At 49.7% G+C, this 15,639-nt stretch carries 16 protein-coding genes; 4 read left to right on the top strand and 12 right to left on the bottom strand.

Annotated features, from left to right (window positions below; genetic code table 11):
* Window positions 1-97 precede the first annotated feature (97 nt).
* Window positions 98-763: a recombinase family protein gene (locus ACOJTG_RS19295; RefSeq protein ID WP_420155320.1), complete on the bottom strand. Its 666-nt coding sequence runs from the start codon at window positions 761-763 to the stop codon at window positions 98-100.
* Window positions 764-1,119: 356 nt separating this feature from the next.
* Between ACOJTG_RS19295 and ACOJTG_RS19290 the strand changes: the two genes are divergently transcribed.
* The 4 genes from ACOJTG_RS19290 (at window position 1,120) to ACOJTG_RS19275 (ending at window position 6,777) form a co-directional block, all read left to right on the top strand.
* Window positions 1,120-2,496, top strand: a complete 1,377-nt coding sequence (locus ACOJTG_RS19290) for an alpha-L-fucosidase (RefSeq protein ID WP_420155319.1) — start codon at window positions 1,120-1,122, stop codon at window positions 2,494-2,496.
* A gap of 262 nt (window positions 2,497-2,758) precedes the next feature.
* Complete coding sequence (locus ACOJTG_RS19285) at window positions 2,759-4,153, top strand: Gfo/Idh/MocA family protein (protein WP_420155318.1); 1,395 nt, start codon at window positions 2,759-2,761, stop codon at window positions 4,151-4,153.
* A 22-nt stretch (window positions 4,154-4,175) separates the two neighbouring features.
* Window positions 4,176-5,552, top strand: a complete 1,377-nt coding sequence (locus ACOJTG_RS19280) for a putative oxidoreductase C-terminal domain-containing protein (protein ID WP_420155317.1) — start codon at window positions 4,176-4,178, stop codon at window positions 5,550-5,552.
* Between the two features lie 79 nt (window positions 5,553-5,631).
* Complete coding sequence (locus tag ACOJTG_RS19275) at window positions 5,632-6,777, top strand: Gfo/Idh/MocA family protein (protein WP_420155316.1); 1,146 nt, start codon at window positions 5,632-5,634, stop codon at window positions 6,775-6,777.
* Window positions 6,778-6,800: 23 nt separating this feature from the next.
* Here the strand turns inward: ACOJTG_RS19275 and ACOJTG_RS19270 are convergent, their stop codons facing one another.
* The 11 genes from ACOJTG_RS19270 to ACOJTG_RS19220 all read right to left on the bottom strand — a co-directional run.
* Complete coding sequence (locus ACOJTG_RS19270) at window positions 6,801-7,406, bottom strand: Crp/Fnr family transcriptional regulator (protein WP_420155315.1); 606 nt, start codon at window positions 7,404-7,406, stop codon at window positions 6,801-6,803.
* 126 nt (window positions 7,407-7,532) lie between these two features.
* Window positions 7,533-7,889 carry a hypothetical protein gene (locus ACOJTG_RS19265; protein ID WP_420155314.1) on the bottom strand — a complete coding sequence of 119 codons (357 nt, stop codon included), beginning with the start codon at window positions 7,887-7,889 and terminating at the stop codon, window positions 7,533-7,535.
* 1 nt (window position 7,890) lies between these two features.
* Window positions 7,891-8,181, bottom strand: coding sequence for a GNAT family N-acetyltransferase (locus ACOJTG_RS19260; RefSeq protein ID WP_102202943.1), 291 nt, complete (start codon window positions 8,179-8,181; stop codon window positions 7,891-7,893).
* A gap of 11 nt (window positions 8,182-8,192) precedes the next feature.
* Window positions 8,193-8,813: an alpha/beta hydrolase gene (locus ACOJTG_RS19255; protein WP_420155313.1), complete on the bottom strand. Its 621-nt coding sequence runs from the start codon at window positions 8,811-8,813 to the stop codon at window positions 8,193-8,195.
* A 3-nt stretch (window positions 8,814-8,816) separates the two neighbouring features.
* On the bottom strand, window positions 8,817-9,755 hold the full coding sequence (locus tag ACOJTG_RS19250) for a ring-cleaving dioxygenase (RefSeq protein ID WP_420155312.1): 939 nt from the start codon (window positions 9,753-9,755) through the stop codon (window positions 8,817-8,819).
* A 79-nt stretch (window positions 9,756-9,834) separates the two neighbouring features.
* Complete coding sequence (gene rpiA, locus ACOJTG_RS19245) at window positions 9,835-10,512, bottom strand: ribose-5-phosphate isomerase RpiA (RefSeq protein WP_420155311.1); 678 nt, start codon at window positions 10,510-10,512, stop codon at window positions 9,835-9,837.
* 58 nt (window positions 10,513-10,570) lie between these two features.
* Window positions 10,571-10,993: a hypothetical protein gene (locus ACOJTG_RS19240; RefSeq protein ID WP_420155310.1), complete on the bottom strand. Its 423-nt coding sequence runs from the start codon at window positions 10,991-10,993 to the stop codon at window positions 10,571-10,573.
* A gap of 117 nt (window positions 10,994-11,110) precedes the next feature.
* Window positions 11,111-11,311: a hypothetical protein gene (locus ACOJTG_RS19235; RefSeq protein ID WP_420155309.1), complete on the bottom strand. Its 201-nt coding sequence runs from the start codon at window positions 11,309-11,311 to the stop codon at window positions 11,111-11,113.
* A 55-nt stretch (window positions 11,312-11,366) separates the two neighbouring features.
* The gene (locus ACOJTG_RS19230) at window positions 11,367-12,269 is read right to left on the bottom strand and encodes a serine hydrolase (RefSeq protein WP_420155308.1); all 903 of its coding nucleotides are present in this window, start codon (window positions 12,267-12,269) and stop codon (window positions 11,367-11,369) included.
* Between the two features lie 49 nt (window positions 12,270-12,318).
* Complete coding sequence (locus ACOJTG_RS19225; RefSeq protein WP_420155307.1) at window positions 12,319-13,638, bottom strand: vanadium-dependent haloperoxidase; 1,320 nt, start codon at window positions 13,636-13,638, stop codon at window positions 12,319-12,321.
* Window positions 13,635-15,639, bottom strand: a 2,005-nt coding sequence (locus ACOJTG_RS19220) for an FG-GAP-like repeat-containing protein (protein WP_420155306.1), incomplete at its 5' end; no start/stop codon positions are given. The genes ACOJTG_RS19225 and ACOJTG_RS19220, both read right to left, overlap by 4 nt.

Raw genomic sequence — 15,639 nt, 5'->3', positions numbered from 1 at the left:
AAACAATTCAAACAATTCAAACAATTCAAACAATTCAAACAATTCAAACAATTCAAACAATTCAAACAATTCAAACAATTCAAACAATTCAAACAATTCAAACAATCATTTCTCGACGTTTTAGTAAACGATATACGGCTTTACTTTCGAACGATTTTTGTCGTCGGGTTTGGTAATGGGTCTGGTTTAATTTGTCGGCAATTTGGGCGTAGGTCATTCCCATGTTTCGATACAAAAGAGCCAGTTCGGTAGCTTGTACATTGGCTTTATTACTGCGGGCATTTTGCTGGCGAATTTGTTCTCCTTTTTTGATAGCCAGAGCATTCAGATTTTCCGGTTTTCCCAGGTTAAAACCCTGGGATTTTTTTTGGGCCAGAGCCGCCCGGGTCCGTTCAGATGTTCGCTCGGCTTCGTACTGGGCAAAGGTTACCATCATCCCCACGGTTAGGGTATTGGCATCGGGTAAATCACAGGCCACAAAATCAATACCCGAATCCCGAAGGGTCATGACAAAAGCCACGTTTCGACTGAGACGGTCGAGTTTTGCAATCAGCAATTTCGCGTGGTGCTGGTGACAGGCCCGGATAGCGGCCTGTAGTTGAGGCCGCTCGCTCTTGCGTCCCGATTCAATTTCCGTAAATTCTTCTACTAGCGTATCGGATTCCCGAAGGTACCGCTCCACAATGGCCCGCTGATCCCCCAAGCCCAGTCCGCTTCGTCCCTGACTTTTAGTAGAGACCCGGTAATAACAGATGTATTTCATACCAATCAACAGAATTCTGTTCAATTCATGAGCAACCAACAACGAATCACGGCTCTTATAAGTAAAGCTTATCGAAGAAAAGGCCGTTTTTACTCAAAAATAAACCTCTTATGGCATTTTACAAACGTCCGTTTAAAAAATGCCATGAACGTTTTTGCCTTTTATAAGCCGCTGAGATTTGTACAGACGAAAGCATTTCTCTCCCTTGGACGAGTATTAAAATCTCAGATGGGTTCTTTAGAGAGTGTAAAGAAGCCTTTTTTAGAAAATGGAGTGCGTCATGAGTTGTACCCATTGCTTATTGACTATACACTCTGAAAGTATTTTCCCAACAACAAACCATTTACCTCTATTGCATGAAACGAATTTGTCTGTGGGCTCTCTTGCTTTGCTTGCCCGTACTAGCCCAGGCTCAAAAAAATCTTGTCCAGCTTCAGAAGGATTTTGTGGATCTCCGCTTTGGTATGTTTATCCACTTCAATATTCCAACGTTCATGGATGAAGACTGGGCCGATCCTGATGCTTCACCTGCCCTTTTTAACCCGACTAAACTGGATTGTCAGCAGTGGGCCAAAGCGGCCAAAACCGCTAAGATGTCCTACGGAGCTTTGACGACCAAGCACCACAGCGGTTTCTGTATTTGGGATACGAAAACCACGGACTACAACGTCATGCAGAGTCCACTCAAGCGGGATGTTGTGAAAGAATACACGCAAGCCTTTCGCTCCAATGGACTGAAAGTCATGCTGTATTACTCCATTCTGGATACGCATCATAAACTGCGGCCCGGTTACATTACCCGGCAGCACATCGATATGGTGAAAAATCAGTTGACGGAACTACTGACTAATTACGGAGAAATTTCCGCCCTGATCATTGACGGTTGGGATGCTCCGTGGTCACGCATTTCGTACGACGAAATTCCCTTCGAGGAAATTTACTACCACATCAAATCCATCCAGCCGAACTGTCTGGTGATGGATCTGAATGCAGCCAAATATCCGGCGGAAGCCTTGTATTACACGGACATCAAGTCCTACGAACAGGGAGCAGGCCAGCATATATCCAAGGAAACCAACCGACTGCCGGCGTTATCCTGTCTGCCGATTAATGGAGCCTGGTTCTGGAAAACGAAATTTCCCAATGAGCCCGTGAAAGATCCGGCCGTACTGGTGAAAGATAATCTGGTACCTTTCAATAAAGCTTATTGTAATTTCATTCTCAACGTGGCTCCCAACCGCGAAGGCCTCATCGATCCCAATGCCTTGGCTGCCCTGCAAAAAATCGGTGAGTTGTGGACAGAAAAAGCAATGTCGTCCAACCTGCCCACGTACGATGCTCCGGTTATTTCCTCGAATCTGGCCAAGAAACGTCCTGCCAATGGAAGCTGGAGTAATGACATGGACATTTTCGATTTCGGAAATGACGATAGCTTCCGGACGTCGTGGCGTTCCAATCCCGTCGTGAAAAATCCTTGGTACGAAGTGACGCTTGACAAAGTACAGCCTTTTAATCTTATTTCGGTGTATGTAACTCAGGATGAAATCACTACGTATCAGTTGGAATACTTTAACAATGGCAAATGGCACCCTATTGACGTGAAGAATCGGGTGGGGAAAGCAAAGATTCATCGTTTTCCCACAGTATACGGCGAGAAAGTACGTATGCGTATCGATGGGTACAAAAATCCGCCCAGCATTGCTGAGTTTGGTGTATACAATGAACGGAAGTAAGCACGGGTCTAAAAAGAAAACGAGCCTCCTCGATTAGGGGCTCGTTTTCTTTTTCGTACGTTGGGAGCTAAATGATTTCAGCATTTTCCGACCGCATTATCGCTATAAAAAGAATACAGAATTGTGGAAACAGGTCATGATCAGCACTTTTTCTGAAAAACCTTTGCTCTTTATTAAGGTAAAATGCTTCTAGGAAAAGTCTTATCTTTAAACATAGAGAAGGCTCACGGCTAATTCTTACTACCTCTATTCTGAGACGATTATGAAACCCAAGCAAGCGTATTCCCGTCGGGAATTTCTGGAGCTATCCGGTAAAACTACACTAGCCACCGCCGCCGTGATAGGTGGTTTTCCCAGCATCGTTCCTGCTTCCGTATTCGGAAAAAATGCTCCGAGTAATCGCATTACTATTGGAGCGATTGGTACGGGTCGTATTTCCCGGGGTCACGACTTGCCGGGCGTCTGGCAATACGATCAGGCTCTAATTACGGCCGTCTGTGATCTGGACCGTAACCGGGCCGAAGACGCCAAGACGCTTGTCAATCAGTATTACACTAAGAAAACGGGTAAAGATTACGACGGTGTTCGGGTCTACACGGATTACCGCGAACTGCTCAACAACAAGGATATTGACGCTGTGTTGGTCAGTACGCCTGATCACTGGCACGCTCCGATTGTCATTCAGGCGGTACAGGCGGGCAAGGATGTATACATGCAAAAACCGGCTTCGCTGACCATCGCTGAAGGTCGGATGATGGCTGATGCGGTGAAACGTTCGGGACGAATCGTGCAGGTAGGCAGTCAGCAACGATCCTCACGGCAGTTTCGATACGCCGCCGAGTTGGTACGCAATGGTCGCATTGGCGAGCTAAAAACGGTATATGTTGGATTACCCGGTGACCCTTCGGGGGAAGAGGAACCGCAGATGCCCGTACCAAAAAATCTCAACTACGACATGTGGCTGGGTACGACGCCGGAAGTATATTACACCGAAAAACGCGTGCATCCAGTCGTGGGGTACGATCGGCCGGGCTGGCTGCGTTGCGAACAATTTGGGGCGGGTATGATTACGGGTTGGGGCTCACACCACATCGACTGCTCGCACTGGGCGATGAACACGGAACTAACGGGCCCCGTAGAAATCTGGGGGAAAGCCGATTTTCCGAAGAGTGGGTTGTGGGATGTGCACGGTATTTTTCGGACGGAGGCTCGTTACGCCAATGGCGTTCACATGATTGTTAGTAATGAGCTGCCGAACGGTATTAAGTTTGAAGGAACGGAAGGCTGGATTTTCGTTTCCCGGGGCGATGCCTCGGTAACGGCGAGTGACCCGATTGCCAAACAACAGGCCGCTAAAGCCCTGGACGCCAGCGATCCGAAATTGTTGACTTCGGAAATTGGTCCGAACGAAATTCATTTGCCCGTCAGTAAGGAACACCACGGCAACTGGCTGGAAAGTATTGCCAGTAAGAAAGACCCGATTGCTCCGGCGGAAATCGGTCACCGTTCGTGCTCGGCCTGTCTGCTGCACCACGCGGCGATGAAGCTGAACCGAAAGTTGTATTGGGATCCCGCAAAAGAGCAGTTCAAAAACGACGCGGAAGCCAATCGATTGCTGTCTCGTCCCCAACGGGCCCCGTATGCGATAAAAGTTTAAACCTTTAGCTAATTTTTACCTTATGCATTGGCGTTACAAAACGGTTGCTTACCTGAGTATCATGGCCACGTTTCTGGGCTGTACTGAAAAAACGAAAGAATCTTCGATTCACCTGATTACGCTCGATCCGGGCCATTTCCACGCGGCACTGGTGCAGAAGAGTATGTATCCCGACGTGGATGCCCGCGTGCACGTCTACGCTCCCGAAGGACCGGATGTGAAATTACACCTAGAAAAAATTGAAGGGTACAACAAACGGGCGGAGGATCCGACGCACTGGAATGAAGTGGTGTACACGGGAACGCATTATTTCGAAAAAATGCTGGCGGATAAAACGGGCAATGTCGTGGTACTGGCCGGAAATAACGAGAAAAAAGCGGATTACATTCAGCGATCGGTAGAAGCGGGATTTAACGTACTATCGGATAAACCCATGATTATCAACGCCAAGGATTTTGATCGACTGAAATCCAGCTTTGCAACGGCTGATCAGAAGAACGTTTTGTTGTACGACATCATGACCGAGCGTTTTGAAATCAGTACGGCTCTGCAACGGGAATTCTCCAAAATTGAATCGGCTTTCGGTACGCTGGAAAAAGGGACGCCCGACAATCCTGCCGTAACAAAGGAGAGTGTTCACCATTTCTACAAATACGTTTCGGGCAGTGTACTAACGCGTCCGGCCTGGTTTATGGATGTGAATCAGCAGGGCGAAGGGATTGTGGATGTGACCACGCACCTGGTTGATCTGGTACAGTGGGAATGTTTTCCGGAACAGGTCATTGATTATCAAAAAGATATTAAACTTACTTCCGCCCGTCGCTGGACGACGGACATGACCCGTAGCCAGTTTAAGACGATCACGAAACAAGCTGATTTCCCGGCGTACCTGAAAAATGCCATCACGCGGGATAGTGTACTCAAAATCTACAGCAACGGCGAGATCAACTACCAGCTCAAGGGTGTACACGCCAAGGTTTCGGTGACTTGGGCTTACAAGGCTCCCGAAGGCGGTGGCGATACGCATTATTCGATCATGCGGGGTACCAAGGCCAATCTGGTGATTCGACAGGGAGCCGAACAGAAGTTTGTCCCGACGCTGTACATCGAACCACGCGACACCACGGCTGCTTACGAAACGGCCCTGCAAACGGCTTTACAGACGGTACAACAAGCGTATCCCGGTACTGAGCTGAAGAAAATCTCAACGGGCTGGGAAGTGGTGATTCCTAAAAAATATCAGGAAGGCCACGAAGCCCACTTTGGACGAGTAACGGAAAACTACCTGAACTATCTCAAGGAAGGCAAATTACCTGCCTGGGAAGTTCCGAATATGATTTCTAAATACTACACGACGACGCAGGCCCTGGAACTAGCAAAAAAAGGGAAAAATAAGTAGTTGCTCTGTCAGTGGAACTTCGCTCATGGTCTGAACGAATGAGCGAAAATCAGTTGGTGAAGCTTAACCTCTACAAACCATGAACGATGAAAATCGCCGGAGTTTTCTAAAGAACTCCGTCACTACGGCGGCAGGCTTAATAGGCGTTCCCTTTCTAAGTCAGGCAGCAACCCTATCCATACCAGCCATTCACACACCAAAAGAACCTGCCCGAATTCGCTTTGGGGTCATCGGCATCAATCACGGACACATCTACGGTCAGGTCGAAGCCGTGACGCGGGGCGGGGGTGAACTCGTTTCTTTCTACGCGAAAGAACCCGATTTGGCCGCAACGTTTGCCAAGCGGTATCCCAAAGCAAAACAGGCTAGCAGTGAGAAAGAAGTTCTCGAAGATGCTTCGATTAAACTGATTCTCAGTTCCATTATTCCGGATGAGCGGGCTCCGCTGGGTATCCGCGTCATGGAGCACGGCAAAGATTATATGGTCGATAAACCAGGAATCACGAGTTTGGATCAACTGGCCGACGTTCGTCGCGTACAGAAAAAAACGGGTCGCATTTTTTCGATCATGTTTAGTGAACGCTTCGAAAATAAAGCAACCGTTAAAGCCGGAGAGCTGGTCAAAGCCGGAGCCATCGGACAGGTGATTCAGACGATTGGATTGGGACCGCACCGGATGACCCCGCAGTCCCGGCCCGACTGGTTTTTCGATCGCAAACGCTTTGGAGGTATCATCTGCGACATCGGTTCCCACCAGTGCGATCAGTTTCTGTTTTTTACCGGTTCAAAGAAAGCGGAAGTCGTTGCTTCTCAGGTTGGCAATGTGCATTATCCGCAGTATCCTAAATTCGAAGATTTCGGCGATCTGATGTTACGCGGGGATGGCGGGATGGGTTACATCCGAGTGGACTGGTTTACGCCCGATGGACTGAAAAGCTGGGGAGACGGACGACTGACCATTCTCGGTACGGAAGGATACATCGAAATCCGGAAGAACATTGACATTGCGGGCCGCGATGGTGGCAATCACCTGTTTCTGGTGAATCAGAAAGAAACCCGGTACATGGACTGTAGCCAGGAAAACCTGCCTTATGGACGCCTGTTGGTGGATGATGTACTAAACCGAACCGAAACGGCCATGCCCCAGGAACACTGCTTTTTAGCCACCGAACTGGCCCTCAAAGCCCAGCAGAAAGCTCAGATGGTAGACGTTCACAAAGCCTGACTATACAGCCGAAGCCTTCAAAATCAGGATTTTGGAGGCTTCGGTGTGGAAAGCTTCCGTCGTACTTTACTCAAAAATTCCGGCGTAAAACCTAGGTACGAAGCAATGTAATGCTGAGCTACCCGTTGCGGAATGGCCGGATAGCGATTCAGAAAATCCAGGTATTTATCGACAGCTGTGGAGGATACGGTTCGGAAAAAGCGTTCCTGTAATTGCGAAAGATTACGCTGAACCATCAGCCGGAACATTCGCTCAAAAGCCGGTACGCGGTGCAGCAACTGCTCCTTGGTTTCGGGCGTGAGAATCAGTAATTCGCAGTCTTCCAGCGTTTCAATGTACCAATGGCTGGGTTTCTGTTCGTGGAAACTAATGATATCGCTTACCCACCAGTCTTCAATCGCAAACTGTAATGTTACCTCATTGCCGTCGTGGTCAATGTGATACGTCCGAATACAACCTTTCAGCAGGTACGCTTCAAACGTACATACTTCTCCTTCCTGCAATAAAAAGTGCTTCTTAGGAACCGTCCTGTGCTGAAGCAGTGAGTTGAAATACTGAAGATCCTCTTCCGAAAAAGAAGAATATTTACGGACATTGGTATTAATACGTTCGTAGAGCAGATCGGCCATTCCTGAATACGGATTGATTTTCCCGTAAAGTAAAAAGGTGTTGGTCGTTTTTGGTTAAGGGTTCCTGGTGTAACAAGGAGCATTATCTCAACTACCAACTGAAAAACCCGGAGTAAAGCCCCGGGTTTAGAACGTAATGAAAACGGACTTTCGCTTCGCATTCAATAGATTACGGGTGCGGTGCCCCTTGCCCGTAAGGTCTTCCATTTGCAAGATTTCCCCCGCTTCAAAGATCCGTTTTTCCCCAAGCGAAGTTTCAATTTCAATCCTGCCATCGAGCAAAATGATGAACTGCCGTTGCGGAGCCGTGTGAAAATCGAAATCATAGTCGGCCGTTACCTCCCGAAATATTACGTCCCGTACGGGCAGTTTTTCCGAAAGAAAGCCAATGGGTCCGGCATCCGTGAGGGGGTACTGAACCGTTTCAAAATGCGTATCGCCCTGTTCGTCGGCGAATACCTTCGTCACCTGAAATGTTTCCATGTTATTTGGGTTGAACCAGACGATTCCAGTCGGGGTGCCGCTTCAGATAGGCCTGTACGTACGGACACAGCGGTACCAAAGCTAATCCCCGTGACTCAATGTCTTCCAGCACCCGGGTTACCAAAGCCGAGGCTACGCCCATGCCCTCCAGTTCGCTGGGCACTTCCGTGTGAATCAGGTAAATCTTACTCCCTTTTTCGAGGTAATCGATGAAAGCCCGATGCCCGTTGATCACCATTTCATAATTGTGAATGGGGACATTGTTGTGGAGCGGAATGCTGGAAAAGTCCATCGTCGTAGGTATTAGAGAATGTGTTGATTGACTAAATTGATTTCATCGGGAGAAATGGTGTGCATGCGGCCCGGATAAATACGGGAGGTAACCGAGGCATTCAAATCTTCCAGAATCGAAACGCTTTCTTCCACCCGGGAAACGGGTACGTGTGGGTCGGGATTGCCCGTGGAGATGAATACCGGCGTACCGGCAAAATCACCCTGGTAGTTATCCGTTTCCAGCGTTTCGCCAATGAGGCCTCCCGTTAGTGCGATGATGCCGCCGTAACGTTTGGCGTGGCGGGCCGTATATTCGAGCGTCAGACAGGCTCCCTGCGAAAACCCCAGAAAGTAGATGTTTTCCGTAGTAATACCCGCCTCAACCAAATCATTAACCACCTGATCGATCGAATCCAGTGCCGAATCCAGGGCGGGTTGATTTTCTTCTACCGGGGCTAGAAAACTGTACGGATACCAACTATGCCGCGTGGCTTGCGGAGCGTAAATGGCCATTCCGTCGAGGTGGAGGTGGCGACTGAGGGAAGCAATATCTTCCGCCGAACCACCCCGGCCGTGAATCATGATGATTGCTTTTTTGGCTTCCTGGATGGGCGTGCCGCTGGTGAAAACTTGTTTTTGATGCGTATACATGGCTTAGTGTAATTGAGGAAGTACTTGTTCAAGTTCAGAACGGAAAGGCTCGTATTGAGCGGGCAGTTTAAGACCCATACCCAGTTCGGCCACCGTTTCGTCGGTAGCAAAGCCGGGATTGTCAGTAGCGAGTTCGAACAATACGCCGCCCGGTTCGCGGAAATACAGCGAGTAAAAATAGTTACGGTCAATTTTCTCCGTAATCTGATGACCCGCCTCGATGATTTTCTTCCGGAATTCCATCAAAATCTCTTCATCACTCACCCGGAAGGCCACGTGATGGACCGAACCACCCGCCGTATAGCCGGATTTTTCGCCGGGAATTTCCAGCAAGTCAACAATCGCTGCGTTGGGTACAGCCGCCGTTACAAAGCGGTACCGATTCTGTTGCTGTTCGAGTAACTGGTACCCGAAGAGCTCCGTCAGAATTTTTGCCGTAGCCTGACGATTCGCCGTCGTAAGGGTGATCGCGTGAAAGCCCCGCGTGGCGTAATCCGCCGTCACCTCGGAGGTTTCCCAAGGAGCCCGCAGATCGGGCGTTTTAGCGACGGTCAGTTCCAGTTTTAAGCCATCTGGATCCAGAACCGTCAGGTACGATTCGCCAAATTTTTCAGCAATCGGACTCTGCGTAACTTGTAGTTTTTCAAAACGTTTTTGCCAGAAGTCGAGACTGCCTTCGGGTACGGAATAAGCGATCTCCGTTACCTGACCCGCTCCCCGGCGTCCACGGGGCACTTTGGTACCCCAGGGAAAAAACGTTAAAATGCTACCGGGCGTGCCCTGTTCGTCGCCGTAGTAAAAGTGATAGGTTTCCGGATCGTCGAAATTGACCGTTTTCTTTACCAGTCGTAAACCCAAAGCACGCGTATAAAAGTCGTAGTTGCGTTGAGCGTCGCCCGCAATGGCCGTGATATGATGCAAACCTTTGATTGATGCTTCCATATTCTTGTTGTTTGATGGATCAAAGGTAGAGCGGACCGTACCTCCAAAACATTGAACTAGGACAAGAAAACGCGTAACCTTAGCGGAAGCTTTGCGTGGTATCACCCATACCCATGATGACTTCATGAGTCAGGTTAATGAATAAACCATGACCCACAAGTCCTTCAATCGTTTTGAGTTCATGAGCCAGAGCGGCGGGATTATCGATCAATCCAAAATCCGTATCCACGATGTAGTTGCCCTGGTCGGTTAAAAAAGGTTTATCGCCTGACGGTCGAATTACGCCCTTACCGCCCCGCTGGTTTAACTGGTTTATCACATAATGCGAAGCGAAGGGAATCACTTCAGTGGGAAGCTTAAACTTACCCAGTTTCTCTACTTTCTTGGAAGAGTCCGTGATAATGATCTGACGACGCGTGAGCGAGGCAACGATTTTCTCGCGTAACAGGGCTCCACCCCCGCCTTTAATCAACATAAGATTTGTAGTGAATTCATCGGCTCCGTCGATGGTCAGGTCGATGGCTTCCACTTCGTTGATGTCCAGTAAGGGAATGTTTAGCGACTCCGCTAGTTCCTTCGTACGAATCGACGTCGGAACGCCCTGAATCCGTAACCCCTCCTGTACTAAACGACCAATGGCCTGCACGGCGTGTACAGCTGAGGAGCCCGTTCCTAAACCTACGATCTGATCATTCTGAATGTACTGAACGGCCTGCTGGGCGGCAAGTTGTTTTTCTCTATCTAAATTCGGAGTCATAGCATATCGGATTAGGTAAGCAAAGAAAGGCGGCGAAAGGCTATTTCCAAGCAAAAGCTTAGGAGCGAAGGTGAGCATCCATCCAAAGGGCTACACCCAGCACGAGTAGCATTACCATAGAAACCAGTACCTGCGGAGCGGTGAAGAGAAAGGGTTTTTCACCATCGTCCCAGGCAGAGGCATTGCGAAAGAGAAGAGAAGGGAAAAACGACAGATAAAAGAGTCCGGGTAAAAATGCCGCCATATAAATGGCTAGTTGCGTGTCGCGTTCGGCAAAGTTTCCGTAGAGCAGAAACAGCGAACCCAAGTTGGCCAGTGTAATGGAAAAGAGCCACAGGGCACTGTGAAACCGGGCATGGGGCAGCCAGTGCGGACTAAACAAATGCGTATACGGTTTTTTGATGGCGTCGAAATACCATCCACCCAGGGTTAAGGCAATGCCGGAAAAGGCAATTAACCCCTTTACTAAGGCCAAACTCATGCCACTAAAGGTTCGATTAAAGTGAAGCCTTAAACTTACAACGGATTCGTATAGGCTTGTACGTTTAAAAACAAAAAAGGCTGATCGCTAGGATCAGCCTTTTTATAGGGTGAAGGTTCAGCCCCCCACATACCCTTTGATAACGGTGGTCCCTTTGATAATTTCCGAAGCTGGAATGGACTGAGGCCCGTTTTCCGTTTGGCAAACTACCGTGTTGCCTTCTAACCTGAGTACTTCCATGGCCTGTCCGTCGTTGATGAGTGCGTGGCCTTCTTCGGGTTTATGAATGACCTGATCGCCAATTTGTAGTGTTTCCATACGCGTATTCATATCGGTTTAACGTACAGGTATAAAAACGTGGACCAAAGATTACTCACCAGTTTTTGGAATCCGGTACCCAGGTCGAACGGGGATTATAGTACTTCCAGAGAAGGGCGGAAATCTTTCGCGTCAGCGTCCAGGCCTCGTTACTGGCTTCCCAGCTTTGATCCTGATTATTCTTGGTGAAAATAGCACAGACGTAGGGATGCGGTCCGGCTACGTAGAATACTTCACTCCGGCTTTGGTTGACGCAGCCGTGTTTATCGGCGACAAACACGTCCGGTGGAATTTGCGACAGGGCGTATTGATCCCAGTACTGACGACCCAGGAGTCGAAGCATTTTCTCACTCATGGACGGGCTAATGATTTTTCGTTCGGAAATAGCCGTGAACAGGCGGGCCATTTCCCGGGGTGTCGTTTGTCCCCATCCGTATTGATTGCGAATGGCTTCGCGGCCCGGCGTACGACTATTGACCCGTGTTACCTGATAACCTAGACTATCCAGTAGCTGATTGATTCGCAAACCACCGCCCGCTAGTCCCTGTAACCACAAACTGGCCGTATTGTCGCTGGTACTAAGCATCAGTAAGAGCAGGCGACTGATTTCGATTTTCTCCCCCGTTTTCATCGCATTGACCAGATCGGCTTCGTCGCTGGCTTTGTAGCGGAGGGAATCCGTCAACGTTACGGATTGGTGGTAGTCAAGCTGCCCCCGCTGGATCTTATCCATAATGCCCAGTAAAATAGGAACCTTGACGATACTGGCCGTTGGAAAAACTGTATCGGCCCCAATGGCTGCTACGGCATGGGTTTTCAGGTCTTCTACGTAAATTCCCAGATCTCCGTGAAAGTCTTTTACCAGCGTCTCGAGTTGTTTTTGCAGACGGCTATCCGTTTTCTGGGCTTGGGCGAAAGTAGTAGTTAAAAAGAGAAGAAATAGGAAAAGTCTAGGCATGGAAGAATAGATTGATTACGCATTACGCCGATGAATCAGCAAAGTACCGCTATTTTTTCCACTTTATTTTACTCAATACGGCCTGTCCCACCGCCAGCCCCTGCTGTTGACCATTTTCGATGGCTTCCCGGTAATGAATACCGCCGTAGAGACGACTAATCGCCGCTTCCTGAGCCGCCTGGGTGAAGGAAGTGAAATGACGTACGGGTAACCCGTAAGGAACTTCCGTACTATCGTTAAAGGCTATCTGGGATCCAAAAACCTGGTTTAGTACCACCGCAGCGGCGGAAGAAATAACGCTGTGCCCACTGGGGTATTCGGGGAAGGGCGGCGTTTGCAAAATCGGTTTCCAGCTTTCGTTGATGTGAGCGTTGATGTACGTTTCGGGCCGAATGACATTGTAGACGTACTTATCCTGCCAGCAAGTGATGAAGCCGTCGAACATAGCGAGAGCCGTTAGTACGTAAGCCGCACTGGTATGATACAGATCCGCGTTTCGCTGACGAGCCACCTGACCGACAATGGACATCCAGTGACCATTGGGCGAAAGCTTCTTACTACCAAAATTCATGTGGCCCTGCGTATGCAAAAAAAAGGGATTACAATCCCAGTAATTGGCAATGAGTCGTTGTTCTTCGGTTAAATGCAGGCCCGATTGCAGTACTTCCTGAGCGGAACGGTAGAAAGCACTTTCGGGAGAAATGCTATACGCCGGAGGTGCCGACAATTGGTACTGCGAAGCCGAATCCAGTACCATCGGTTTAATGCGGCCCCAGTACGGTTCCACAGCGGGCAGGTACCCCGGTGGGGTAGGTAACCACGAACCTTCCTTTTTGAGCGGGGTATACCGACGAAGCGAACGCGTCTGCTTGTACTGATCCGTACTCGCCCAGGCCATAATTTGCTGAGCCATTTGCTGCCCCAGCACTTTCGAAGCTCGGATTTCCTCCGTAGTATAACCCTGTTGCTGTACTTGTTTCCAGAGTAAAGCGGCTTCCTCTTCCAGAGCCTGTTCGGAGAAAACCAGATTTCGCCCGACTACCAGTAAAGCTTCCGTCGCGGCTAGTCCGGCCTGGGCATGAGGCGTTTTCTGAACCGGATTTAGCGAAAGCTCCCGTAATTGGCCCGCCATCGACTGATAGGCTGTAGGCTTAAATTGTATCAGCGTTTCGTAGGCGGCTACGTGAGCGTACACGTAAATACGCGAAGCCACGGGGGGCGAGAAAATATCACTGACGATTACTCGCGTCAGAGCATCCTGAGCCCGATGGAACAGACCACGTTCAAAGGCTTCACGCGTATCTTTACCGAAACTTTGCTGACTACATATACTGCTCAGCAACACTAAAATTAAACGTATATTTTTCATCGTTCGTAGCCAAGAAGGGAACCGTCATTGACGGTGAAATACAAGCGTTGTTGACCCGCAGACGTCGGTACGAGTAAGCCTTGCCGTACGTCGCCGCCGAGCCATAACCCCGACTCCCGCGGGGGGACGGTCCGAAACTGACCTTTCCCATCACCCTGAAGAATAAGCCCAAAACTGGCGTCACAGGGACCGTGTTGCACCCGGTACGGCGAAAAGTTACCGGCCAAAAGAATATCCGGTTTGCCATCTTTATTCCAGTCGTTGAGTAGGAGTGTACTCACACGGGAAAACTGAGCTTCCACGGGAAAAGGAGCAAAACGAAAGGTACCGTTTTCGTTAAAAAAAATACCGGAAGACATTTCCCGGGCCTCTACCACTTTCGCCTGAGATAAAGCTGCTTTACTGAATAAATTTTCAACCGTAGCATCGGCGTACTGATGGTATCGGGTGAATTTTTTTCGCAAGGGTACCACCTGATCCAGTAACTCATCGCGGGAGGCTGCCGGGTACGATTTCCCCTGCACGTAATAGGTCCAGATCGGGTCAATGATGCCGTCACCATCAATATCCCCAGCCACGACTCGCATGGGCTGATCGGGGCGGGGCTGGAAAAGCGTGTTCCGACCCGCGTTCCCGGCTAGAATGTCCAAGTCACCGTCGCCGTCCAGGTCCGCCAGTTGTAAGGAAGCCCAGCACCCGGTACTCGCCGAGAGGCCCATCGATTCCGTTTGATTTTGTAAGGTCCCGTTTTTCTGAAGGAGTATACTGACGGGCATCCAGTCTCCGGCCAAAACCAGATCCGGTTGCTGATCGCCATTTACATCACCCCAGGCCGCTGCCTGTACCATGCCGATTTGCCGACAAGCGGGAGCTACGGCGTCCGTTACATCAGTGAAGCGAGGCGTACCTCCTTTGGGCGTGTCGTTGCGTAGCAGATAACTGGGCGAGGCGAAGGGGAAGCTCCCGGCTTTACCCCGACCGCCCACAAATACGTCAAGGTCGCCGTCGCCATCCATATCCGCTACAGCTAAGGCCATTTTGCTATCCCGCATGATGGGCAGTACCCCCGACGGGGTCCGGCTGAAATTGCCTTTTCCGTCATTAAGGTAGAGTCGATCCTGGTATTCGGGCGAGCCGGATTCGTACTCATTTCCGCCGCTAACCACATACAAATCCAGATCCGAATCCTGATCAGCATCAAAAAACAGAGCAGTGACGTCTTCGCTGGCGGCATCGGCTCGCCAGGGTTGGGAAGCAGACCGTACGAAACTGCCATTGGCTTGTTGTAACCAGAGTTCTCCGCTTTGATCCACGGCTCCGCCCAGAAAAAGATCCTCAAGTCCATCGCCGTTGACATCCCCTTTGGTCATCGCCGGACCCAGCCGCGAAAGTTGGTAGGGAATGAGTACTTCAACTTTAAAATCGACAAAGTCATTTTCGCGGTGCTTGTAGGGGAGCAGCGAAGCCGTACGAAGCGGACGAAACCAGGGTTGAGCCGGGGGCTGCGGTTGAGGTAATACTTTCTCCGTATCCTTTTCGTCAATCACTAGGAGCTGATCGGCTTTCGGATGACGAAGGGTACTGGTTTTTCCATTGGGCCAGTACACGGTCAGTCGGGGTATCTGACTTTCGTCACCCAGACCAAAATGAAGAGTCGTTTCAACGGAAGCCTGGTAGCCCCGAACGGGCGAAACCATCTGTAACTGCCTGCCGGCCTTGGTTTCCAGAATGACCTTCGCTCCCAGAGCTTGCGTATTGCCGGATTCGCCTTTCAGGCGTACGCGGAGGTAGTGCTTTGACTGCGTGTTACTCTGGTTTTGGTACAGAGAAACCGGTTCGTTTTGATGACAAATGACCAAGTCCAGGTCACCATCGCCGTCGAAATCGGCGTAAGCACTGGCACCCGATACGGCGGGCGTGGTCAGGCCCCAAGCCTGGGATTGATCGGTAAACGTTAAATCATGGTTATTTCGAAAAACGTAGTTAATGAGTCGATTGGAG

Source organism: Siphonobacter sp., assembly GCF_048595215.1.
Lineage (GTDB): Bacteria > Bacteroidota > Bacteroidia > Cytophagales > Spirosomataceae > Siphonobacter.
This window is presented reverse-complemented; position numbering and strand designations above follow the sequence as displayed.

Coding starts and splice junctions, on each gene's coding strand:
- ACOJTG_RS19255 (WP_420155313.1), bottom strand. CDS start 8,813: ATGTATACGCATCAAAAACAAGTTTTCACCAGCGGCACGCCCATCCAG.
- ACOJTG_RS19260 (WP_102202943.1), bottom strand. CDS start 8,181: ATGGACTTTTCCAGCATTCCGCTCCACAACAATGTCCCCATTCACAAT.
- ACOJTG_RS19290 (WP_420155319.1), top strand. CDS start 1,120: ATGAAACGAATTTGTCTGTGGGCTCTCTTGCTTTGCTTGCCCGTACTA.
- ACOJTG_RS19230 (WP_420155308.1), bottom strand. CDS start 12,269: ATGCCTAGACTTTTCCTATTTCTTCTCTTTTTAACTACTACTTTCGCC.
- ACOJTG_RS19265 (WP_420155314.1), bottom strand. CDS start 7,889: ATGGAAACATTTCAGGTGACGAAGGTATTCGCCGACGAACAGGGCGAT.
- rpiA (WP_420155311.1), bottom strand. CDS start 10,512: ATGACTCCGAATTTAGATAGAGAAAAACAACTTGCCGCCCAGCAGGCC.
- ACOJTG_RS19280 (WP_420155317.1), top strand. CDS start 4,176: ATGCATTGGCGTTACAAAACGGTTGCTTACCTGAGTATCATGGCCACG.
- ACOJTG_RS19235 (WP_420155309.1), bottom strand. CDS start 11,311: ATGGAAACACTACAAATTGGCGATCAGGTCATTCATAAACCCGAAGAA.
- ACOJTG_RS19285 (WP_420155318.1), top strand. CDS start 2,759: ATGAAACCCAAGCAAGCGTATTCCCGTCGGGAATTTCTGGAGCTATCC.
- ACOJTG_RS19270 (WP_420155315.1), bottom strand. CDS start 7,406: ATGGCCGATCTGCTCTACGAACGTATTAATACCAATGTCCGTAAATAT.
- ACOJTG_RS19295 (WP_420155320.1), bottom strand. CDS start 763: ATGAAATACATCTGTTATTACCGGGTCTCTACTAAAAGTCAGGGACGA.
- ACOJTG_RS19250 (WP_420155312.1), bottom strand. CDS start 9,755: ATGGAAGCATCAATCAAAGGTTTGCATCATATCACGGCCATTGCGGGC.
- ACOJTG_RS19240 (WP_420155310.1), bottom strand. CDS start 10,993: ATGAGTTTGGCCTTAGTAAAGGGGTTAATTGCCTTTTCCGGCATTGCC.
- ACOJTG_RS19225 (WP_420155307.1), bottom strand. CDS start 13,638: ATGAAAAATATACGTTTAATTTTAGTGTTGCTGAGCAGTATATGTAGT.
- ACOJTG_RS19275 (WP_420155316.1), top strand. CDS start 5,632: ATGAACGATGAAAATCGCCGGAGTTTTCTAAAGAACTCCGTCACTACG.